Annotated in this window: 17 protein-coding genes and 1 riboswitch; of the genes, 8 read left to right on the top strand and 9 right to left on the bottom strand. The window is 34.6% G+C overall.

The genetic code is table 11. From position 1 onward, the window contains the following. Nucleotides 1-12: 12 nt before the first annotated feature. On the bottom strand, nt 13-975 hold the full coding sequence (locus tag RMR09_RS00615; protein WP_310593896.1) for an alpha/beta fold hydrolase: 963 nt from the start codon (nt 973-975) through the stop codon (nt 13-15). A gap of 75 nt (nt 976-1,050) precedes the next feature. Continuing rightward, nucleotides 1,051-1,157, bottom strand: a riboswitch (SAM riboswitch). 180 nt (nt 1,158-1,337) lie between these two features. Next, complete coding sequence (locus RMR09_RS00610) at nt 1,338-1,541, bottom strand: hypothetical protein (RefSeq protein ID WP_310593895.1); 204 nt, start codon at nt 1,539-1,541, stop codon at nt 1,338-1,340. Between the two features lie 656 nt (nt 1,542-2,197). Here RMR09_RS00610 and metK point away from each other — a divergent pair. Then, nucleotides 2,198-3,448: a methionine adenosyltransferase gene (gene metK, locus RMR09_RS00605; protein WP_310593894.1), complete on the top strand. Its 1,251-nt coding sequence runs from the start codon at nt 2,198-2,200 to the stop codon at nt 3,446-3,448. 113 nt (nt 3,449-3,561) lie between these two features. After that, nucleotides 3,562-5,322, top strand: coding sequence for a DUF4153 domain-containing protein (locus RMR09_RS00600; protein WP_310593893.1), 1,761 nt, complete (start codon nt 3,562-3,564; stop codon nt 5,320-5,322). Between the two features lie 57 nt (nt 5,323-5,379). On the opposite strand, the gene RMR09_RS00595 is transcribed toward RMR09_RS00600, so the two are convergent. Beyond that, nucleotides 5,380-8,082 carry a carboxypeptidase-like regulatory domain-containing protein gene (locus RMR09_RS00595; RefSeq protein ID WP_310593892.1) on the bottom strand — a complete coding sequence of 901 codons (2,703 nt, stop codon included), beginning with the start codon at nt 8,080-8,082 and terminating at the stop codon, nt 5,380-5,382. A gap of 33 nt (nt 8,083-8,115) precedes the next feature. After that, entirely contained in the window at nt 8,116-9,015 is a 900-nt protein-coding gene (locus tag RMR09_RS00590; protein ID WP_310593891.1) for a GLPGLI family protein, read from the bottom strand. Nucleotides 9,016-9,277: 262 nt separating this feature from the next. Between RMR09_RS00590 and RMR09_RS00585 the strand changes: the two genes are divergently transcribed. Next, nucleotides 9,278-9,892 (top strand): deoxynucleoside kinase, encoded by a 615-nt coding sequence (locus tag RMR09_RS00585; protein WP_310593890.1) that lies wholly within the window; start codon nt 9,278-9,280, stop codon nt 9,890-9,892. 82 nt (nt 9,893-9,974) lie between these two features. Here RMR09_RS00585 and RMR09_RS00580 read toward each other — a convergent pair whose 3' ends face one another. The 4 genes from RMR09_RS00580 to RMR09_RS00565 all read right to left on the bottom strand — a co-directional run bounded on the left by RMR09_RS00580 (nt 9,975) and on the right by RMR09_RS00565 (nt 16,932). Next, a complete protein-coding gene (locus RMR09_RS00580; protein WP_310593889.1) occupies nt 9,975-12,545 on the bottom strand; it encodes a sodium-translocating pyrophosphatase in 2,571 nt (856 codons plus the stop codon). Between the two features lie 110 nt (nt 12,546-12,655). Beyond that, nucleotides 12,656-13,186: an inorganic diphosphatase gene (locus RMR09_RS00575; protein ID WP_296686043.1), complete on the bottom strand. Its 531-nt coding sequence runs from the start codon at nt 13,184-13,186 to the stop codon at nt 12,656-12,658. A 190-nt stretch (nt 13,187-13,376) separates the two neighbouring features. Further along, complete coding sequence (locus RMR09_RS00570; RefSeq protein ID WP_310593888.1) at nt 13,377-15,866, bottom strand: DUF5686 family protein; 2,490 nt, start codon at nt 15,864-15,866, stop codon at nt 13,377-13,379. Nucleotides 15,867-15,954: 88 nt separating this feature from the next. After that, nucleotides 15,955-16,932 carry a pyruvate dehydrogenase complex E1 component subunit beta gene (locus RMR09_RS00565; RefSeq protein ID WP_310593887.1) on the bottom strand — a complete coding sequence of 326 codons (978 nt, stop codon included), beginning with the start codon at nt 16,930-16,932 and terminating at the stop codon, nt 15,955-15,957. Between the two features lie 267 nt (nt 16,933-17,199). Here RMR09_RS00565 and RMR09_RS00560 point away from each other — a divergent pair, with 267 nt between their 5' ends. From RMR09_RS00560 to RMR09_RS00540, 5 genes are all read left to right on the top strand, one after another. Continuing rightward, entirely contained in the window at nt 17,200-17,946 is a 747-nt protein-coding gene (locus RMR09_RS00560) for an electron transfer flavoprotein subunit beta/FixA family protein (RefSeq protein ID WP_310593886.1), read from the top strand. 67 nt (nt 17,947-18,013) lie between these two features. Then, a complete protein-coding gene (locus RMR09_RS00555; protein WP_310593885.1) occupies nt 18,014-18,979 on the top strand; it encodes an electron transfer flavoprotein subunit alpha/FixB family protein in 966 nt (321 codons plus the stop codon). A 107-nt stretch (nt 18,980-19,086) separates the two neighbouring features. Beyond that, nucleotides 19,087-19,716: a bifunctional nuclease family protein gene (locus tag RMR09_RS00550; RefSeq protein ID WP_310593884.1), complete on the top strand. Its 630-nt coding sequence runs from the start codon at nt 19,087-19,089 to the stop codon at nt 19,714-19,716. 31 nt (nt 19,717-19,747) lie between these two features. Continuing rightward, nucleotides 19,748-21,037, top strand: a complete 1,290-nt coding sequence (locus tag RMR09_RS00545; protein ID WP_310593954.1) for an amidohydrolase family protein — start codon at nt 19,748-19,750, stop codon at nt 21,035-21,037. 35 nt (nt 21,038-21,072) lie between these two features. Continuing rightward, entirely contained in the window at nt 21,073-21,897 is an 825-nt protein-coding gene (locus RMR09_RS00540) for a thymidylate synthase (protein ID WP_310593883.1), read from the top strand. A gap of 35 nt (nt 21,898-21,932) precedes the next feature. Here RMR09_RS00540 and RMR09_RS00535 read toward each other — a convergent pair whose 3' ends face one another. Next, the gene (locus RMR09_RS00535; RefSeq protein WP_310593882.1) at nt 21,933-22,229 is read right to left on the bottom strand and encodes an isoamylase early set domain-containing protein; all 297 of its coding nucleotides are present in this window, start codon (nt 22,227-22,229) and stop codon (nt 21,933-21,935) included. Nucleotides 22,230-22,260: the final 31 nt, after the last annotated feature.

Here is a 22,260-nt window from a genome sequence, read left to right as displayed (position 1 = left end):
TAGGTTGTACCATTAAAAAATGGTAGCCAATAAATTATGTAATTGTTGGTATTCTATCAAAAAAGCATCGTGACCGTGGATGGAAACGATTTCTTGATAGGATACATTTTCTTTCTGTTTCTTTAATTCTTCATACGTAGCTCGGTTCTCATTTGCCGTAAAAAACAAATCAGAATCAATTCCAATTATATGAATATCAGCTTGTATTCTTGAAGTAACTGTAGTAAAAGAATCCCTCCCTCTGGTAATATCAATAGTCTTCAATAACTGGTTCATCATTTTGTAAGCCGAAAGCTGAAACCGCTTTTGCAACTTATTCCCGTGATGCGCTAACCAACTTTCAATATTAAAAACGTCCATTTCTTCGTTAGTAGTGCGTTGGAATTTAGCCGAAAAAGACTCCGGTGTTCTATAGCACAACATAGCATGAATACGAGCATCTTCAATAGGTTTAGACGAATTGGATAAAATTTGCTCTTGTAAAAAACAATTCGCAATCAACCAATCAGTCGATTTCCAATCCGTAGCAATCGGAATTAAATGTTGCGTAATTTCAGGTTCCAAAGCCGCCATTTCCCAAGCAATTCCACCTCCAACTGAACCACCAATAATAGCAAATAGTTGCTTTATTTTCAAGATCGCAATTCCTTGATTGAATAGTTTGGCAATATCTCTCGCATTAAAATCTTGGTAGTTTTCAATAAGAGAACCATCAAATCCATTTCCTGGTACATTGAAAGCCAAGATGGTATATTTAAGTGTATCTATTGTTTTGCTTTCGCCTATTAAGTCGTTCCACCAACCCTGCGCTCCAATCACTTGAGAGTTCCCTGTTAAAGCGTGATTGACTAAAACAATAGGCGCCGAATTCAAACTTGGACCAAAAACTTGGTAACTCAAATTGATTATAGGATATTGCGCACCACTTTCGGTGGTGAAATTTTGTATTTGTATTTGGTTGATTTTATTTTCCAATGTCAAATCTGTTGTGTTTTTGATTTGTGTTGGAAATATTAGAAAGAAAATCTAGAAGGAAGCTAGAAAAATCTCGTGTTATCTTTCCACATTTCTGTGGTAGAATGCAGCACCTTCTTCGATTTACCGAAGGGTTGCTAAGGCTTCATCGGGTCTAATCCCTCTACCTTTCTTTATAACATTTCAATACGTTTATTTGAACTTTGAGCTGCAAATTAACGTCTTATTTCTCAAAGAAACAAATTTCACTACTGCATAATTGGACAAAATACCATTAGACCGCTTTTGATTTACTCTTTTGAACGAACAATCATTTTCATTTTTTTCATTCAAAAGAGTCAATCAAAGCATAATTTGTTTTTTTAAATAAAGAGTGATTCATTTTCTTGAGAATACATTAAAAATAACAACGAGTTAACGGTCTTAGTTTTAGTCAACAAATCGGTTTCTGTCAAAACAAATCTCGGATGGATTAATTCGTTCGAAAGCAATTTGGCATTGGTAGTTTTTGTTCGAAACAATCTTCTGAATCGACTACTTGGCGTGTAAAGGGTTTCTTTTTTCATGATTGTATGTATTAAATGATTGTTTAGTATTTTTTTGGTTAAGAAAAAACCCCTTTTGAAACAGATTCCAAAAGGGGTTTTATAAGGGTAAAACAAAACTTTTGGCATCAACAGACTCGAATAGACATCACGACAGCAGAACACACTAGTGCTACCATCTTAATTTGTTTTTGTTGTTGTTTGAAATTTTTCATTTTGTTTGTTTGAATTATTGAGTATAAAAAAAGCCTCCCGTTTTTTGCGGGAGGCTTTGCTATATTAGTTGTAAATTAATTTATGCAATAGTCAACCCGCAGGATTTTTCCTGAATTGATTTTACCATTTTGCATACCTTAAAATTCATGTTTTCTTTATTTGAATACCAAAATTGAGAATAATTATTTACAAATCCTAATTCTAGAAAGAAATAATTCAAAAAAAAGAGCATAAAACACCTGTTTTTTGATTAAAACGAAACCAAATCGCATTTTAGAAACAAAAAAAAGGAAAGTTTGATTTGGAATTCAAAATGGTTTTATAACTTTGCACTCTAATTTCAGAGGAAAAATTTGAACTGATTGCAACCTCGTTAAAAAATGCTAAAGCAGGAACTTCCCTTTAGCATTTCGTAGCAATTCCTTATTTTCCTCGCTTAATTTAAAACAAATTAAATTATTATGGCTTATTTATTTACGTCAGAATCTGTGAGTGAAGGACATCCAGACAAAGTGGCTGATCAAATCTCCGATGCATTAATTGATAATTTTTTGGCATTTGATGCCGATTCAAAAGTAGCTTGTGAAACGTTGGTTACAACTGGTCAAGTAATCTTGGCTGGAGAGGTAAAATCAAATACCTACTTAGATGTACAACAAATTGCTCGTGATGTAATCAAAAAAATTGGTTACACTAAAAGCGAGTACATGTTTGAAGCTAACTCTTGTGGAATCCTTTCTGCTATTCACGAACAATCAGCTGATATTAATCAAGGAGTGGATAGAGCTAGTAAAGAAGAGCAAGGAGCTGGTGACCAAGGAATGATGTTTGGTTATGCTACTAATGAGACTGAAAATTACATGCCTTTGGCTTTGGATTTATCTCATGCTATTTTGATTGAATTGGCTAACTTAAGAAGAGAGAACAACGAAATCAAATACCTGCGTCCAGACGCTAAATCTCAAGTAACTCTTGAATATTCAGATGATAACAAACCGGTTCGTATTGATGCGATTGTGATCTCTACGCAACACGATGATTTTGATGAAGAAGCTAAAATGTTAGCTAAAATCAAATCGGATTTAGTTAGTATTTTGATTCCGCGTATTAAAGCGAAATACCCACAATATGCGCATTTATTCAATGACAATATTACCTATCATATCAATCCAACAGGAAAATTCGTTATCGGAGGACCTCACGGAGACACTGGTTTGACAGGAAGAAAAATCATTGTCGATACGTATGGTGGAAAAGGAGCTCACGGTGGTGGTGCTTTCTCTGGGAAAGACCCGTCAAAAGTAGACCGTTCTGCGGCTTATGCAACCCGTCATATTGCTAAAAACTTAGTAGCTGCTGGATTGTGTGACGAAGTTTTGGTACAAGTATCGTATGCTATTGGTGTGGCAAAACCAACATCAATCAACGTAAACACCTACGGAACTTCAAAAGTGAGTTTGACTGATGGAGAAATTAGTAAAGTGGTTGAAGGTATTTTTGATATGCGTCCATACTTTATTGAGCAACGTTTGAAATTAAGAAACCCAATCTATAGTGAAACAGCTGCTTACGGACACATGGGACGTACACCTGAAACGGTTACTAAAACTTTCTCTGCTCCTGGCGGATTAACTAAAACTGTTACTGTAGATTTATTTACTTGGGAAAAATTAGATTTTGTAGATGCTGTAAAAACAGCTTTTAAATTGTAAATCAATATTTTACCTTATATTTTAAAGCCTCAAAGTAAACCATTTTGAGGCTTTTTTATTTTGATATTTAAAAATAATTCCTTTACTTAGATTGAAATCTAAAAAAGGATACTATGTCCAAATCCCATTTATTACGAAGTATTTTAAGCGCTACACAAAAAACTATTGTACGGTTTCCACTAGAATGTATAACCGCTATTGTCGGGATGGTTACCACAATTCTTTTGTCAGAACAAGCAGATCATACTCCTAACTTTAATTTTTATGCAAAAATTGCACTAAGTTGCTCCCTTTGCTTGGTCTCGTTTTTATCTATTAGCCTCTATTTTTCAGGAAACAACAAACGTCTAGTTCGATTGATCTCTAGTCTATTAGCCGGAGTGCTAGTTTGCACTTTTGTTTTTCAATTTTCTGAAAAAATAACAAAAGTAGAAATGCTGCAATTTGTCGTCCTCAATATTGCTTTGCATCTTTTGGTTTCCTTTTCAGCTTTTATAAAAAAATACAATCAAGATAGCTTTTGGGAATTCAACAAACAACTCTTTTTGCGCATCTTAATTACTGGGTTATACAGTTTTGTGCTGTTTTCAGGGCTATCTCTAGCCATTTTAGCGGTAAACCAATTATTTTCTGTTGAATTGTATGAGAAAATATATTTCCATTTATGGTTAGTTATTGTCATTGGATTTAGCACCATCTTCTTTTTAGCTGGTATTCCTGAAATGAATAGTTCCCAGCCTCAACTAACGTTAAACTATCCCAACGGACTCAAAAAATTTACTCAATTTATTCTACTCCCTTTAATTTCTATTTATTTAGGTATTTTAGTAATCTATGAGTTGAAAATACTAATTACCCTAACACTTCCTGTGGGCTGGGTATCCTATTTAATTTTAGTATTTGCCCTCTTTGGAATACTTTCTTTTTTATTGGTTTATCCAATCGCTAAGCAAAAGGGAAATCTTTGGATGCATACTTTTAACCGCTGGTTTTACTATTTATTAGTACCTCTTTTAGGATTGCTATTTTGGGCTATTTTATATCGTATCAACCTCTATGGTATAACTCATGAGCGGTATTATGTTTTGATTTTATCTCTTTGGTTAAGTATTGTAGTTGTCTATTTTGTTTTTCAAAAGCAAGCTAAAATAAAATTCATCCCAGTAAGTTTGTTTTTAACTGCGCTAATTTCAGTAGCCGGTCCTCAAAGTGCCGATGCTATTTCCAAAAAAAGTCAACTCAATCGATTTGAATCGTACATAAAAACAATTGATACGAAAGAATTGAATGATGAACAAAAAAAAGACCTTAGTAGTATCATAGATTTTATTAAATCCAACTATGGTTTAGACCCTATGGCTTCATTGGCAAAAGGAAAATTAGACAAATTAAAAAATAGCACTAAAAATCCAACTTCAATCGAAGTCATGAAAGCCCTAGGAACATCCTATATTGCAACATACGAAAATAGCAAACCCAATGAAAACCAATACAATTATTACTATAATGGCAGTACAATTGAAAATGTCCATGGCTATGATTTTGTAATTAGGGCTAACCAATTTGCAGGAAAGAACAACTCAGGAATTGTTACAATTAACAATGTAAAATACGACATCAAGACGGTTACAAAAAAATACGGTTTGGATTTACAAATCAACAAAGAGATACTTCCCATAGATTTATTAACCTTCATACTATCCAACCCAATTTTTAAACAAAATGACAATTCAAACACTGAAATTAGTCAAGAAATAAACTTACCAAAATACCATCTTAAAATACTATACCAATCGGCTAGTGCGCATACTAATTTAAAAGAGAAATCTTTAGATGGATACCAAGTCAAAATATTAGTGAAATTCGTTCAATAATAAATAGAGCATAAAAAAACCACGCAAGTTGCGTGGTTTTTTTATGCTCTATTCAACTTATAAATTATACTTCAAACTAAATATAATGTATCTAGGCTGAACAGTGTATTGTGAAGTTCGAGTGGAGAACTGTGAGAAACTATCATCATTCAACGAAGTTGTATTTAATAAATTAGTCGCAGCAATTTTATACTCTAATTTGCTTTCTTTTGTTTTTTGATAAATCAAACTTGCCGAAAGGAAATCATATTCATTGTTAACCGTCTTATCTCCGTTGTAATAATGATAAAACTCATATTCCGAAACAAATGAAAAGCTTTTTAAGAAATAATAATCCAATTTAACAAAGGGCTTATCTGTATAGAATTTCGATTGGTTATAATTATTCACTGTCAACGAATACCCCAACTCCAAATTAGGTGCATTTTTATAATTAGTTGATGCCGAAACAGTATGAGTTTGTGTAAAACTTTCAACTGAAGTAAACGTTCCGTTTTGAATGTTGTTGAATTTTGACCAAGACACTCTTGTATTCATTGATGCTTTGTAATTTTTCAAAAAAGAACGTCCATACATTGCAAAAGCACTAGCCGACTCATCTGCAAAATTTGAATTATATGGTGAAGAAGATTGATTCACACCCGTAAATACTGATTGTGTTTTGACTCCATTCATCGTTTTAGAATAGCTCAAATTAGCCGAAATGTTCTCTAAATTAAACATATTGTACTTAAAATAACGCAAAGAGTGGGTTTGCTGAATGGCATTTTCCAAAGAGCGATTACCTTTAGACAGACTATTATAATTATTAAACACAAATCCTTCTGCCAATTTACTTATGTCTGTAAAATTATTGGTATAACCAAAGTTATAGGTTAGTGTTTCAGCCTTTTTAATCTGATAAATAGCTAAGAAATCAGGTAAAATTCTGAAAAAGTTTTGATTATAGCTAGTCCCTAATTGTGAATTGGTCATGTCATAGGCATGAAGACTAAATCCAGGTGTAAAAGTGAATTTTCCTGACAACATCTTATAATGCAACCCTAAGAAAGCATCGTTAAACTTGTAATTAACGGCATTAGTATTTTGGGTAGAAGCTAAATTATTAACTCCTCCTCCGTCTAAAATTTGAAAAATAGCAGAGTTAAAATCTTGATTAGAAAAGGTATTTCCTAGGGTAATATTAATGTTACTCTTTGGAGTAAGCATGTAATAATAATCCAGTTTAGTATCCAGTTTATTGGTTTTTACAAAACGACTTTGAGAAAGATCATTTCTATTTTGACCTGTTAAATATCCTGTCAAATTAAACGGCTGCGTTTGCAAATTGGCATTATAAAATGGATTTTCATTTTGGTACAAATGCTGTACTTCTAGAGCAAAAACATTCTTTTCATTCTTAGTAAGATAAGCACTTATGTTTTGATTGATTGAGATAGGATCTTGGTTTTTTCCTGTAAGAATGGTTTCGGTGTTGGACAAATTATTTACGATTGCCTGACGAACTAAATTACTGTTTTCGTCTTGTTTAGACAACTTGGTCAAAATATCATAATTCAATTGAAATGTACTCGTAGGTTTATAAATTGAAGCCAATTTGAATAAGCCCAAATTATTTTTTTGATTGGTTACTTCTTGTCTATTCTCAACAGAGGCAACCTGGTTTGAATTTGGATTCAAAATTTTAGTACTGGTTTTAGTTTCTAAATCCGTTTTCGAATCCAATAAAATACCAAAACCACTTAAAGTCAGCGATTTATTTACATTGTATGAAAAATTGGCGGCTCCAAATTGCGTTTCAATTTCCTTAGCTCTATTATTCTTCAATAAAGAAATACCCAAATCATTAGAAGAAACATTAAAACTACTACCCCCTTTAGACATCATATCCTTGAATCCTCCTGTGAATTTAAAATAATCCTGAGCGGTTAAAGGTAATTCTCCAATATTATTGAAATTAGTAATCAAATTGACACTGTAATCTGGACTATAATAAAACAATTTAGGATTAGCCAAGTAGCGTTTAGTGTCGTTCAAACCACCTGCCGCAGAAATATCTCCAAACCAGAAATTCTTTTTTCCTGATTTTAATTTGATATTCATTGCCACATTATCCTGATTGTTTTCGACTCCTTTTAGAATCGAATTTTCATTGTAATTTCTAAGAAATTGAACTTTATCAATGGCATCCGCAGGAATGTTTTTTACTCCTAGTTTACTATCTCCTTTGAAAAAATCCTTTCCATCTACCATTAATTTAGACACTTTTTTTCCTTCAACTTCAACCTCTCCATCAGAATTAATCTCCACTCCAGGCAATTTCTTAAGTACATCTTCTAATTTTCGTTCGGTCCCTGATTTGAACGAATCGGCATTATACACAATAGTATCTCCTTTGATAGAAACTGGCATTTCGCGAACAATTTCAACACCAGCTAGTTCAATCCCTCCTGATTCCATCGTGATATTTTGAACCATATTCCCCGATTGAGTAGCCACAGTGATTTCTTTGTTTTGCATCCCAATATAGCTCAGTTTTATAACGTAAGAGGTATTGGCTTTTAAATTCAGGACAAACTTCCCTTTATCACTGGTTATTGCATACGAATCCATCGCTTTTGTAGTTTGATTCACTGCCATTACATTGGCCATTTCTAAAGGCGATTTTCCTGTATCCATTACCACCCCTTCAAAACGGATATTTTGAGCATACGAAACAGACACTAACAACAGCCCAACAATCAGTAGGATTTTCTTCATTTTAAAATAGTTTAAATTAAAAAGCGGATTTTTTTAGTGGTTAATTCTGATTTCCATTCCGCCTCGACCGCCACGACCTTGGTTCATTTCTCTGAATTCTTCCATCTTTTTAATTACGGTTTCGTCATATTCTTTTTGAGTCACTACTTTCCCTTTTGTAACGGCTTTAAATTCAACTTTATCTTTTGGATTCAAAACCACTTTAGAACATAAAATAATAGTTTTCCCATCATTTACTTCCAAAATCAAACCTGGCAGTCCCCAATATCCTTCTGGACCTTGATTAACAGGGATTTCAGGTGTATACCAAGCCGTAACTGTGATTTCTTTTGGCAACTCGACAGCATCCATAAAATTGGTTTTCTTTGCTTCTCCGGGTTTGTCTGATTCTTTTTTAACTTCTTCGTCTTTTTTAGGTCGGAAATTTCTAAAATCTGTTTTACTAGCTGCTTTCACAGCAGTAGCTTTGTAACAAGTATATCCACCAATTACTCGGGTTTCAGACTCCATTTTCCATTGCAAATTGGCAAGAGAATCTTTTACTAAAAATTCTTTTCCCATAAATTCTTTATCCACCACATAGGCTTTGTCTTTTACATTTTTATAAAAGGTACCTCCGCCTCCAGTCATCGAACTCATGAATCGCATTCCGCCACCGCCTTGAGATTGTGGCGCGTCTAATTTTTCTTCCTCTTTATAAATAGAAGCTGATTTATCGAAGTTGAGAATAAACGTTTTTTCAAACATTTTTTTCATTCGTTCTTCCATCATCTTTTGCATATCAGGAGTAATATTTTTATTGCCTTCCATTCGTGCTTTAAAATCGGCTGTACTAGTTTTAGATTCGTATACAGCCATTCCTTGAAAGTCTTTTTGTGCATTAGAGTTGGTATAGATTAATGCAAAGAAAAATAGTAGAATTATTTTTTTCATTAGGTGTTGATTTATAGGTTATTTGTGCAAATATGTCGAAAGAAATTTCGATTTGTTACCAAAAAATGTTAAATGCTCAAACATTAGACAACCTGATTGTCAAATGGTTTAAAACCAATTAGCAAAAAGATAAAAAATAAAAACAAACCCATTGGATTTATTCATTGTGGATAAATCATTCAAAAAATTGTATTGCTAAGACTAAATTTTATCTATTTTTACAACTTTAGAAAGTTATCAATTATAAAATCACACTACCGTAATGCATATAGCAGTAGCAGGAAACATAGGTTCAGGAAAAACAACATTAACTAATTTATTGTCCAAACATTTCAAATGGGAGCCTCATTTTGAAGACGTAGTTGACAACCCTTATTTGGATGATTTTTATCACCAAATGGAGCGTTGGTCATTTAACTTACAAATCTATTTCTTAAACAGTCGTTTTCGTCAGGTAATGCAAATTCGCGAAAGCGGTAAAAAAATCATTCAGGACAGAACGATATACGAAGATGCTCACATCTTTGCTCCTAACTTACATGCGATGGGGTTGATGACCAATCGTGATTTCCAAAATTACTCTTCGCTTTTTGAGTTAATGGAATCTTTGGTAAAAGCACCTGATTTATTGATTTACTTGCGCAGTTCTATTCCTAATTTAGTAGGTCAAATCCACAAGCGTGGACGCGAATATGAAAATTCGATTTCTATTGATTACCTCAGCCGTTTGAACGAACGTTATGAAGCTTGGATTCATACGTATGATAGAGGTAAATTATTAATTATTGATGTGGACAATATTAATTTTGTAGACAATCAAGAAGATTTAGGAGACATCATTCGTAAAATTGATGCCGAACTGAACGGGTTGTTTTAGTCCAATTTATAAGAAATATAAAAATACACATATAAAAAATGCCTCAATTTCTTGAGGCATTTTCTTTTTATTGAAAGAGAAACTATTTAATTGCTTCTACTTTGGCTTTCACTTCAGCTTCTGTTCCTTCAAAAACTTGAACGGTTTGCTTCCCGTTTTCAGAAATAGTTACTGTTGCTTTTGCCTTTCCGTTTTCTTTGCTCATTTGAACATTTACTTGCTTTTCTGCCGCACCTTTTTTAGCGCAACAGGCTTTTTCTTCTTTAGACTCTTTTGCAATAAACTTACCATTAGCGTCATAATGAGACAAACACATTTCTTTTTGCTCTGGAGTACATTTCAGACTATCGCACATTTTAGCACATTCGTCTTTAGTCATGGTGGCACATTTGCTCATATCGCAATTGCCCATCATTTCTCCTTTTTTACAAGATTTCATCTCTATAGTACACGTCATTTCTTTAGGTGTATTTCCCGTACTTCCTTCTCCTAAAATAGGAGCAATTACCAATCCAATCAAACACGTTAATTTAATTAAAATGTTCATTGATGGACCAGAAGTGTCTTTAAATGGATCTCCAACTGTATCTCCAGTTACTGCCGCTTTGTGTGCATCTGAACCTTTGTACGTCATTTCGCCATTAATTTCAACACCTGCTTCAAATGATTTTTTAGCATTGTCCCAAGCTCCTCCAGCATTGTTTTGGAATACTGCCCAAAGCACACCTGAAACAGTTACACCTGCCATATAACCTCCTAACATTTCAGCGATTAATTGGTTGTTATCGCCATATACTAATTTACCTAAAAGCACAATCGCTATTGGAAAACCAATCGTTAAAATACCTGGCAACATCATTTCGCGTAAAGCGGCTTTCGTAGAAATCTCCACACATTTACCGTATTCTGGTTTGCCTGTTCCTTCCATAATTCCTGGAATCTCTTTGAACTGACGACGCACTTCATACACCATATCCATAGCTGCTTTTCCAACCGAGTTCATTGCCAAAGCAGAGAACACAACAGGAATCATACCTCCTACGAATAACATTGCCAATACAGGCGCCTTGAAAATATTGATTCCGTCAATTCCTGTAAAAGTTACATACGCTGCAAATAAAGCTAACGAAGTTAAGGCTGCCGAAGCAATCGCAAATCCTTTTCCAGTTGCGGCGGTAGTATTCCCAACAGAATCCAAAATATCCGTACGTGTACGCACTTCTTTTGGTAATTCACTCATTTCAGCAATACCTCCTGCGTTGTCAGAAATAGGTCCGAAAGCATCAATTGCTAATTGCATTGCTGTTGTAGCCATCATTGCCGAAGCCGCCAAAGCTACACCGTAGAATCCTGCAAAAGCATACGAAGACCAAATTGCCGCAGCAAATAAAATCACCGTTGGAAAAGTAGAAATCATTCCGGTAGCTAAACCTGCTATCACGTTAGTTCCTGCCCCAGTTGATGATTTTTGAACAATTGCCAAAACAGGTTTTGTTCCTAATCCTGTATAATATTCCGTTACAGATGAAATCGCTCCACCTACAATTAAACCGACAATAGTAGCATAGAAAACACGCATTGATGAAATGTCTTTTAATCCTTCGCCATAAAATTCCATTTTCATAGTGGCAGGCAACATATATTGTACTAAGAAATAACACGCTACTAAAGTCAGCACAATAGAAACCCAGTTTCCAATGTTCAAGGCTTTTTGTACCTGTGCTTCTTTAGCATCATCGCTTGAAATTTTCACTAACATCGTTCCGATGATAGAAAATAAAATTCCAAAACCTGCAATAGCCATTGGTAATAAAATAGGACCGATTCCGCCAAAAGCATCTTCGATTTTACCACCCATATCTTTAATTACATAGTTACCTAAAACCATTGCAGCCAATACCGTTGCTACATACGAACCAAATAAATCAGCTCCCATACCAGCAACGTCACCCACATTATCCCCTACGTTATCAGCAATAGTCGCCGGGTTACGTGGGTCATCTTCTGGAATACCTGCTTCAACTTTACCAACTAAATCAGCACCAACATCGGCCGCTTTGGTATAAATACCACCACCCACACGAGCAAATAAAGCAATCGATTCAGCACCTAATGAGAATCCAGCTAAGGTTTCAAGTACTTTGGTCATGTCTTCTGACGAAGTCCAAGCACCATTCATGAAAATCTGAAAGAAAATAATAAAGAAACCTGTTAAACCTAAAACAGCCAAGCCTGCAACTCCTAATCCCATTACCGTTCCACCACTAAATGAAACTTTTAATGCTTGAGGCAAACTTGTACGAGCCGCTTGAGTAGTTCTTACGTTAGTTTTAGTAGCAATTTTCATTCCCATGTTTCCTGCTAATGCAGAAAAGAAAGCTCCAAAAACAAACGCTACTACTATTAATATATGTGTTGTGGGAACTATAAATGAAATTCCCGCCAAAACTGCACTTGCACCAATAACAAAGAAAGTCAATAATCTATATTCGGCTTTAAGAAAAGCCAATGCGCCTTCATAAATATAATCTGAAATCTCTTTCATCTTACCATCTCCAGCGTCTTGTTTTAGCACCCAAGCTCTTTTAACCACCATGAACAAAAGTCCAATAATTGCCATTACTATTGGCAAATAAATCATAAATGCATTCATAAAAATAATTTTGGTTTTAATTAATAATTCATTGATAACAAACGAATTTAAACAAAAAAGCAATACTCTTTACAGAATATTGCTTTTTTTATATTAATTAACCAAAAAAATTATTTGATGCTAAATAAATTTTTTGGTTTATTTTCAATCGCTTCAAAACGTTCCGTACATTCTTTAATGATTGCAAATGCTTCGTTTACGTCTCCCCAACCTTCTACATCAACTTGTTTATTTTCCAAATCTTTGTACACTTGGAAGAAATGCTCAATTTCTTTGATTAAGTGAGGGTTTACATCACTCAAATCATTCAATGAATTCCAAATTGGGTCAGAAACAGGAACACAAATTACTTTCTCATCTGGTCCTTTGTCATCTGCCATGTGGAATACACCAATTGGTTTTACTTCCATTACACAACCAGGAAAAGTAGGCTCGTTAATCAAAACCAAAACATCTAATGGATCACCATCTAAAGCTAAAGTTTCTGGAATAAAACCATAATCAGCTGGATACATCATAGACGAGAATAACATTCTGTCAAAACGCATTCTTCTAATTTTGAAATCGTATTCGTATTTGTTTCTACTTCCTCTTGGTATTTCGATTAAAACGTCGAAAGTTTTTAATTTGTCTGCAGTCATTGTATTTGTTGTAATTTTCTTTTAAATTTTGGTGCAAAAGTAAGGAAACTATACGTTTTTACAAGAAAAAACAGAAGATATCTCTTGATAAAATTGAAATTGTTGCATTGTACTCAATATCTTCTAAAAAAATAAAGCTTCTAGTCTTAAAAGGCTGGAAGCTTTACAAATTAAAATTATTGAGTATCTACTAAAAATAAAACCCAAACGAGCCTTTAATGGCAAACTTGGTTGCATCAGGCACATTCAAGTAATTCCCTCGCCACGAAAAGTCCAAACGAAATACTTTGAATATATTTCCAATTCCCGCACTGTATTCCCAATATACTGTTTCGGGCGCGCGATAAACCAAGCCAGAGGCGTTAATGGCTCTATTAGCATCTGACACTGTTCCATATACTGCTTTAGCACCAATAATTTCGCGCCAATTTAGCTTTCGCATAAAAGGAATTCTAGCAAACAAACGTCCTTGAAAATTATGATCCCACTGAAAAGTAGTATATTGATCTGAAACAAATTCGTAATAATTTAGATTGCTAAACGTGTTGCCAATAACAAAATAGGATTGATTTCCCGGAATCACATTTAAAAGTCCTAAAGGAACTGTACCAAATGTTTTTCCTAATTCTACCGTTAAATTAGTTCTTCCTAATGCGCCAATGATAACAGGTTGTCTGTAATATAATTGTAATTTTCTATAATTAAAATCGCTTTCAAGCAAACCTTTAAAACCTTCACTATAGTTGACAAAAAGTCTACTGTAAGGGCTATCTACATCTCTGCGTTCTACTCCATAGCCAAAGGTTTTTCGCTTTGGAGTGAATTCAATTTGCAAGTACAATTCTGACTGGCGTACTCTTGATTTAGTCGAAGTATGACTATCGTCTGTAAAATAATCCAAACTAAACGATCGCGATGCCGACTCTAAGGTTCGGTAAGAAAATCCCGTCTCAAAAACCAAGTTCTTTATTGGTTCGGCTTCAATTGAGACATTGGACAGATTAACATTGGTTAATTTCCCATTAGACCCTGAAGTGAACAAACCTGAAGAGGCAAAATTTCGACCCAAAATATCATTACTAGTAGTCAAACTAGCGCCTATTTGCTCTATATCGCGTCGTGTTCCTCCTGAAACAATTACTCGATTTTTTTTATCAATCATCCACTTGCCCGAAAGTCCGTACTTTACCTTATTATCTTTTACTCCATAAGCGGTATAAGCCTGCAAACGCCAAGGATCATTAGGACCAAAAAATGTTCTTGCTCCAATTCGGGTTCTAAATCCTTCTACTTCATTAAATCCGAAAGTAGAAAAAACAGGTCCGTATTCAAAATCTTTGAAGTTGATATACCCTTTCCCTAAAATAGAAACCGCACTGTAGACCTGATTGAATCGTTTAACTGTTTTAAGCGTATCAATTAATTTATAAATTCCTGCTTCGTCTTTGTTTAATTTTTCAAACCGGTTTTCATGCCAATATTCGTCTGATTTAGTAAACACTTCATTGTCTATAAAGTTCACTTCCTCCTTATAAAAAGGAAGAGGTTTAGGCTTATTGAATTGATGATCTCGATACAAAGTAGTGCGTTTTCCGTACACTCCTTTTGAGCCTTCGTTTTTATTCAGCGCAAAATCAGACATAATGTAATCTCGAGTTAATAGAAAAACCGAATCATTCATCACATCAAATTCTTGCTCAATGTAAATGTCTTTCACCCAGTTAATGTTGGCACTTTTAGTCACCTCCATATTGATTTTCTTGATAGCAAATGTGCTGTCGTTGACCCAAAAATCGCCTTTAAAAGTCAGCTCATTTTTTCGCCTTGGATAAAAAACAATATTGTAGCATTTTTTGTTATCGATATTAGCCGTGTCTTTTAGTACATAATTGTACACATCAATTCCGGTTGTAGATAATGGACTGGTAAAACTTTTGTCAAAAAAATGCAGGTGGTTGTCATAAATATTATAATCGCTGTACAAGTCTTTTACAAAAGTATTGACCCCATCCCCATTTCGTAAACCTGAGTTTTTGTTAGCTTTAAGAATCTCTTTTACTTTCTTCAATTGATTGTCTCCATATACATCATACAAAGACTCATTAATAAATATAGGCAGGTAGGTTTTCCCTGTTACCTTAGACGTATCTACTTTATTAAAGATAAATTCCATTCCTTTGAAAATCTTATTTTTCATAAAAGCACTATCAATCGTATTCATATCAAATTCGATTTTCTCGTACTTTTGGAATTGGTACTGACGAAATAGAGACAACCCATTTTTATGCTTGTGTTCCCAAATTTTGCGAAGTATATCTAACGCTGGATTGTTTTTCTTCGACGTTTTCCCATTGTAGATGACAACTTCTTTTAAAGATTGGGCCTCCCGTAACTGAATTTTAAAATTAAAGTTTACTGCTTTTTCTAATCGAATTTCCTTATCTGAAAACCCCGTAGCAGAAACCGCCAATAAGGTATACTCTTTTGGAGACTCAATGTAAAAACGACCATCTTCATTAGAAACTACACCAGTAGTAGACCCTTTAAACACAACGTTAGCAAATGGAATAGGTTGGTTGGATTTATCCAATACAATACCGCTCACTTTAGTTTGTGCTAAAACGAATTGTGTTGTAATCAACAATAAAAACAGAAAATATTTAGGGAATTGAATTGTCATAAATAAAAAATCTTCACCAATAGAATTGATGAAGATTCAAATATAGAAATTAAATTAATTATCTCAAGATAATTAACAGTTGTATAAGTTATTTATTCAATACTTTTTTAACTGCTTTAATTACATCCTCTGAATTAGGTAACCATTCTTTCAACAATACTGGAGAATATGGCGCTGGAGTATCAGCAGTTGTAATACGTTGAATTGGTGCATCCAAATAATCGAAAGCACGTTCTTGAACAATATATGCAATCTCTGAAGACACACTTGAAAATGGCCAAGCTTCTTCTAAAACCACTAATCTGTTCGTTTTTTTAACCGAAGTTAAAATAGCATCGTGATCCATAGGACGAACCGTTCTTAAGTCGATAATTTCACAAGAGATTCCTTCTTTTGCCAATTCATCAGCTGCGATATAGGCTTCTTTGATAATTTTTCCAAAGGAAACAATAGTAACATCAGTTCCTTCACGTTTGATATCAGCAACACCTAGTGGAATTGTATATTCTCCATCTGGCACTTCTCCTTTATCACCATACATTTGCTCTGACTCCATGAAAATAACTGGATCGTTATCACGAATAGCAGCTTTCAACAAACCTTTAGCATCATAAGGGTTAGAAGGAACTACCACTTTAAGACCTGGAGTGTTAGCAAACCAGTTTTCTAAGGCTTGTGAGTGTGTTGCTCCCAATTGCCCTGCCGAAGCAGTTGGCCCTCTAAAAACAATCGGCACATTAAATTGTCCTCCTGTCATTTGACGCATTTTGGCAGCGTTATTTATAATTTGGTCAATCCCTACTAAACAGAAATTGAAGGTCATGTATTCTACAATTGGTCGATTCCCGTTCATTGCTGAACCTACTGCAATTCCAGTAAAACCAAGCTCTGCAATTGGCGTGTCAATTACTCTTTTCTCACCAAATTCGGCAAGCATTCCTTTTGAAGCTTTATAAGCACCATTATATTCAGCAACCTCTTCACCCATTAAATAAATGGATTCATCGCGACGCATTTCTTCACTCATCGCTTCGCAAATGGCCTCTCTAAATTGTATCGTTCTCATAGTTGTAAGTTGTATGTGTATTTTTCGAAACGCAAAAATAAATATTTTAAATAACTTAAAAGCATAAAATCTACTAAAATAATCAGGAGCTATTTCCAGCTATTCGCTATATCTTCCTGTGGCTGAATGCACCACAGGAAGGATGCCGCTACTATCTGGGCTAAAAAATCACAAAATCATTAAAAAATATTATGCGTGCATAGTAAATATTCCGATTTATTATTTTAAATTTGTGGAGCATTTTAAGAAATCAGTAAACAACACCCTATGAAAATATTAGTTTGCATCAGCCATGTGCCTGATACTACTTCAAAAATCAACTTCGTTAATGGCGATTCTGAATTTGACACTAACGGAGTGCAATATGTAATCAATCCTAATGACGAGTTTGGATTAACACGTGCCATTTGGTTCCAAGAACAACAAGGTGCTACTGTTACCGTAGTCAATGTTGGTGGTCCAGAAACCGAACCTACACTTAGAAAAGCATTAGCCATTGGAGCTAACGAAGCCATTCGCATCAATGCCAATCCAACTGATGGTTTCTTTGTTGCCAAACAATTGGCAGAAGTAATCAAAACAGGTGGGTATGATCTAATTATAGCAGGTAAAGAATCGTTAGATTACAATGGTGGTATGGTACCTGGAATGATGGCCGGTATTTTAGGATATAACTTTGTTAATTCTTGTGTTGGATTAACTATTGACGGAACCAATGCTACAGCAAACCGTGAAGTTGACGGAGGAAAAGAAACTTTAAGTGCAACTTTACCTTTAGTTATTGGTGGTCAAAAAGGATTAGTTGAAGAAAAAGATCTTCGCATTCCAAACATGAGAGGAATCATGACGGCACGTACTAAAGTATTAACTATTCTTGAACCTGTTGCAGCTAACGTGAATACAAAAGCGGTGAAATTTGAAAAACCCGCAGCCAAATCAGCGGTGAAATTAGTTGCTGCTGACAACTTGGACGAGTTAATCAATTTATTACACAACGAAGCTAAAGTACTTTAGTAATTAGTTATTAGTGTTCAGTTCCTACTAAACACTTCAACTTTTAAACAATTTAAACACTTAAATCATGTCTTTATTAATATACGCAGAATCAACCGAAGGAAAATTCAAAAAAGTAGCATTTGAATTGGCTTCTTATGCCAAAAAAGTAGCCGAAAGTCTAGGAACAACTGTAACCGCAGTAACTATTAATGTAGGTGATGTTGCTGAATTAGCAAAATACGGCGTAGACAAAGTATTGAAAGTAAAAAACGATGCGCTAAACGGATTTTCAGCTAAAGCTTATGCCGATGTAATCCAACAAGCAGCTCAAAAAGAAGCAGCCAAAGTCGTAGTGCTTTCTTCTACTACAGATAGTATTTATTTATCCTCATTAGTAGCCGTGAGTTTAGAAGCTGGATTTGCTTCAAATGTGGTTGGACTTCCTGTAAGCACCCATCCGTTTCAAGTAAAACGAACTGCATTTTCAAACAAAGCACTTAATATAACCGAAATTTCAACTGATGTCAAAGTTCTTGGCTTGGCTAAAAACTCCTACGGAATTATTGAAAATAACGCTACATTAACTGAAGAAGATTTCAATCCAACTATCGATACAGCTGATTTTAATGTAAAAGTAACTGCAGTTGAAAAAAGTTCTGGGAAAGTTTCTATTGCTGACGCAGACATCGTGGTTTCTGGCGGACGCGGATTAAAAGGTCCTGAAAACTGGGGAATGATTGAAGATTTGGCTAGTGTTCTTGGAGCGGCAACCGCTTGTTCAAAACCAGTTTCTGATTTAGGTTGGAGACCTCACGGTGAACACGTAGGCCAAACAGGAAAACCGGTAGCTACTAATTTATATATCGCTATCGGAATTTCAGGAGCCATTCAGCATATTGCAGGAATTAACTCTTCTAAAGTGAAAGTCGTAATTAATAGCGACCCAGAAGCACCGTTTTTTAAAGTGGCCGACTATGGTATTGTAGGCGATGCTTTCGAAATTGTACCTCAATTGATCGAAAAACTAAAAGCCTTCAAAGCACAGCATTAATAGAAATATAAATTTCAACAAAAAACCGCTCCCTAAAAACAATGATATTTGTATCTTTGCTTTTAGGGAGTTTTATTTAGACCTTCCTAAATTTTCATTTGTAACACATGAGTTTAGTAAAATTATCTATAAAAGGAATTTCGTATAGCCAGACCCAAAACGGAGCTTATGCTTTGATTTTGAACGAAGTCGACGGCGATAAAAAATTACCTATTGTAATTGGAGCCTTTGAAGCACAATCTATCGCTATTGCTTTAGAAAAAGAGATCAAACCACCTCGTCCTCTAACTCATGATTTATTCAAAAATTTTGCTGACCGATTTGATATTGTGGTGAAACAAGTTATCATTCACAAATTAGTTGATGGTGTTTTTTATTCAAGTATCATTTGTGAAAGAGATAAAATCGAAGAAATAATAGATGCGCGAACTTCTGACGCTATTGCTTTAGCACTTCGTTTCAACGCGCCTATTTTTACATACAAAAACATTTTAGACAAAGCAGGTATCTATTTAAATACTAATGCAACTGACGCCAATAAAGATTCTGAAGATATTGACGATATTCTTTCTAATCCTGAAACATTTGGTCACGAAGTAGAAAGCAATCAATCTGGAGCAACGTATTCTGCCAATAGTATTCAAGAACTAAATGGTTTATTAGCTGAAGCTGTAGAAAATGAAGACTACGAAAAAGCTGCCAAAATTAGAGATGAAATTTCAAAAAGAGAATGCTAATTCACCTATCTAACCAACCAAAATAGTCATGATGAAAATTACCAAACTAGCTTTTGTTTTAATTCTTGCATTCAACACACTAACGGGTTATTCACAAGATTATTATCTTCATTGTGGATCAATATTAGATGTGCAAACAGGAAAGCAAATGAAATCATCTACAATAATTATCTCCAAAAATAAAGTAGTTAAAATTGCCGAAGGATATACTGTTAAACAGAATACCAATGATGTAGAAGTAGACTTAAAAAATAAATTCGTACTACCCGGACTTATTGATATGCATGTTCACATTGAAAGCGAACAAAACCCAAAAAGCTATGCTTCTAAATTCACTAATAACGAAGCCGACATTGCTTTTGAGGCTGCTCGATTCGCAGAGATTACCCTAATGGCAGGGTTTACAACAGTTCGCGACTTAGGAGGGACAGGAGTGAATATTTCTTTACGAAATGCTATTAATAAAGGAATTGCAAAAGGACCACGTATCTATACTGCAGGAAGAGCAATTGCTTCAACGGGAGGTCACGCTGATCCAACTAATGGGAGTAATCATCAATTAATGGGAGATCCAGGACCGCACGAAGGAGTAGTCAATTCACCAGAAGATGGAGTAAAAGCAGTTAGAGAACGCTACAAAGAAGGTGCAGATGTAATCAAAATTACAGCTACCGGAGGCGTTCTAAGTGTAGCTAAAAGCGGTAAAAATCCACAATTTTCAATTGAAGAAATTAAAGCCATAACCACTACTGCAAAAGATTACAATATGTTAACTGCAGCTCATGCTCATGGAGACGAAGGAATGCAAAGAGCTATTCTAGGAGGAATTAAAACCATTGAACATGGGACTTTTATGAGTGAAGAAACTATGGAACTAATGAAAAAATACGATGCCTATTTAGTTCCAACTATTACAGCCGGAAAAGAAGTAGCATTGAAGGCCGAAGTTGAAGGATTTTATCCAGAAATTGTAGTTCCTAAAGCAAGAGAAGTTGGTCCTCAACTTCAATCTACTTTTGCTAAAGCATATAAAAAAGGAGTTAAAATTGCCTTTGGAACTGATGCAGGAGTCTATGACCATGGTAAAAATGGAAAAGAATTTGGCTACATGGTAGAAGCAGGTATGCCCGCTTTAGCAGCAATTCAATCCGCTACAATTACTAATGCTATGTTATTAGGAGTTGCAGATGAAATTGGACAAATTAAACCTAATTTCTTTGCAGATATCATTGCAGTAGATGAAAACCCACTACTAAAAGTAAAGACATTAGAGAACGTTACATTTGTAATGAAAAACGGGGTAATTTATAAAAGCCATTAGAAGATTCCTTACTATAATAAAAAGAACAAACCCACATGAAACAATACCTAGATTTAGTACAACACGTAATGGAAAGTGGTTGTCAAAAAGGAGACCGAACCGGAACTGGAACCAAAAGTGTTTTTGGCTATCAAATGCGTTTTGATTTAAACGAAGGTTTTCCAATGGTTACTACTAAAAAACTACACCTTAAATCTATTATTTACGAGTTGCTTTGGTTTCTAAAAGGCGATACAAACATTAAATATCTTCAAGGAAACGGAGTGAAAATTTGGGACGAATGGGCCGATGCCAATGGAAATTTAGGCCCTGTATACGGACACCAATGGCGCAATTGGAATAGCGAAGAAATTGATCAAATTTCTGATTTAATCAAAGAATTGAAATCAAATCCTAATAGTCGCAGAATGTTAGTTTCTGCTTGGAATCCATCAGTACTTCCAGATACAACAAAATCATTTGAAGAAAATGTGGCTAACAATAAAGCAGCCTTACCTCCTTGTCATGCTTTTTTTCAGTTTTATGTAGCTGATGGTAAATTATCTTGTCAATTATACCAACGTTCAGCGGATATATTTTTAGGCGTCCCATTCAATATTGCTTCTTATGCGCTTTTGACCATGATGATAGCTCAAGTTTGTAATTTAGGTGTTGGCGAATTCATCCATACCTTTGGTGATGCACACATCTATAACAACCACTTTGAACAATTAGAATTGCAATTGTCTCGCGAAACCAAACCATTGCCAAAAATGATTTTGAATCCCGAAATCAAAGATATTTTCGACTTTGACTTTGATGATTTTACTCTAGAAGGCTATGACCCACACCCCCTAATTAGAGGAAGTGTTGCAGTATAAAAACAAAAAAATCCGCTTTTCAGCGGATTTTTTAATTATATAGATAAAACACTATTTTCTGCTCCGGCATAATCGTTCCAACGAAAAGAATCAGCTTCTGGTTCATTTACAAATTGACCATCAACCACATACTTGAATTCATAAGACGCATCTTTATTCAAATCAAAAACACCTTTAAAAGTTCCGTTTTTTAACTTATTCAAAGCTCCTGCTTCTTGATCCCAATTATTAAAATCTCCTACAACCGAAGCTGTATTTGCTTCTTTTGCTTCTACTGAAAAAGTAACCTTACAAACTGGTTTTGTTTTTACAAATTGTTTTTTAATTGACATAACTATTTCATTTTTAGAATTATGCAACAAA

Source organism: Flavobacterium sp. (assembly GCF_031537875.1).
In the GTDB taxonomy this organism is placed as follows: Bacteria; Bacteroidota; Bacteroidia; order Flavobacteriales; family Flavobacteriaceae; genus Flavobacterium.
The sequence above is the reverse complement of the archived record's forward strand: the minus strand, read 5'-3'. Positions and strand labels throughout refer to the sequence as shown.

Excerpts from the sequence above, each read along its gene's own strand:
- RMR09_RS00610 (WP_310593895.1), bottom strand. The coding sequence starts at position 1,541 with ATGAAAAAAGAAACCCTTTACACGCCAAGTAGTCGATTCAGAAGATTG.
- RMR09_RS00555 (WP_310593885.1), top strand. The coding sequence starts at position 18,014 with ATGTCTTTATTAATATACGCAGAATCAACCGAAGGAAAATTCAAAAAA.
- RMR09_RS00540 (WP_310593883.1), top strand. The coding sequence starts at position 21,073 with ATGAAACAATACCTAGATTTAGTACAACACGTAATGGAAAGTGGTTGT.
- RMR09_RS00600 (WP_310593893.1), top strand. The coding sequence starts at position 3,562 with ATGTCCAAATCCCATTTATTACGAAGTATTTTAAGCGCTACACAAAAA.
- RMR09_RS00545 (WP_310593954.1), top strand. The coding sequence starts at position 19,748 with ATGAAAATTACCAAACTAGCTTTTGTTTTAATTCTTGCATTCAACACA.
- RMR09_RS00565 (WP_310593887.1), bottom strand. The coding sequence starts at position 16,932 with ATGAGAACGATACAATTTAGAGAGGCCATTTGCGAAGCGATGAGTGAA.
- metK (WP_310593894.1), top strand. The coding sequence starts at position 2,198 with ATGGCTTATTTATTTACGTCAGAATCTGTGAGTGAAGGACATCCAGAC.
- RMR09_RS00590 (WP_310593891.1), bottom strand. The coding sequence starts at position 9,015 with ATGAAAAAAATAATTCTACTATTTTTCTTTGCATTAATCTATACCAAC.
- RMR09_RS00560 (WP_310593886.1), top strand. The coding sequence starts at position 17,200 with ATGAAAATATTAGTTTGCATCAGCCATGTGCCTGATACTACTTCAAAA.
- RMR09_RS00580 (WP_310593889.1), bottom strand. The coding sequence starts at position 12,545 with ATGAATGCATTTATGATTTATTTGCCAATAGTAATGGCAATTATTGGA.
- RMR09_RS00595 (WP_310593892.1), bottom strand. The coding sequence starts at position 8,082 with ATGAAGAAAATCCTACTGATTGTTGGGCTGTTGTTAGTGTCTGTTTCG.
- RMR09_RS00575 (WP_296686043.1), bottom strand. The coding sequence starts at position 13,186 with ATGACTGCAGACAAATTAAAAACTTTCGACGTTTTAATCGAAATACCA.
- RMR09_RS00535 (WP_310593882.1), bottom strand. The coding sequence starts at position 22,229 with ATGTCAATTAAAAAACAATTTGTAAAAACAAAACCAGTTTGTAAGGTT.
- RMR09_RS00570 (WP_310593888.1), bottom strand. The coding sequence starts at position 15,866 with ATGACAATTCAATTCCCTAAATATTTTCTGTTTTTATTGTTGATTACA.
- RMR09_RS00585 (WP_310593890.1), top strand. The coding sequence starts at position 9,278 with ATGCATATAGCAGTAGCAGGAAACATAGGTTCAGGAAAAACAACATTA.
- RMR09_RS00550 (WP_310593884.1), top strand. The coding sequence starts at position 19,087 with ATGAGTTTAGTAAAATTATCTATAAAAGGAATTTCGTATAGCCAGACC.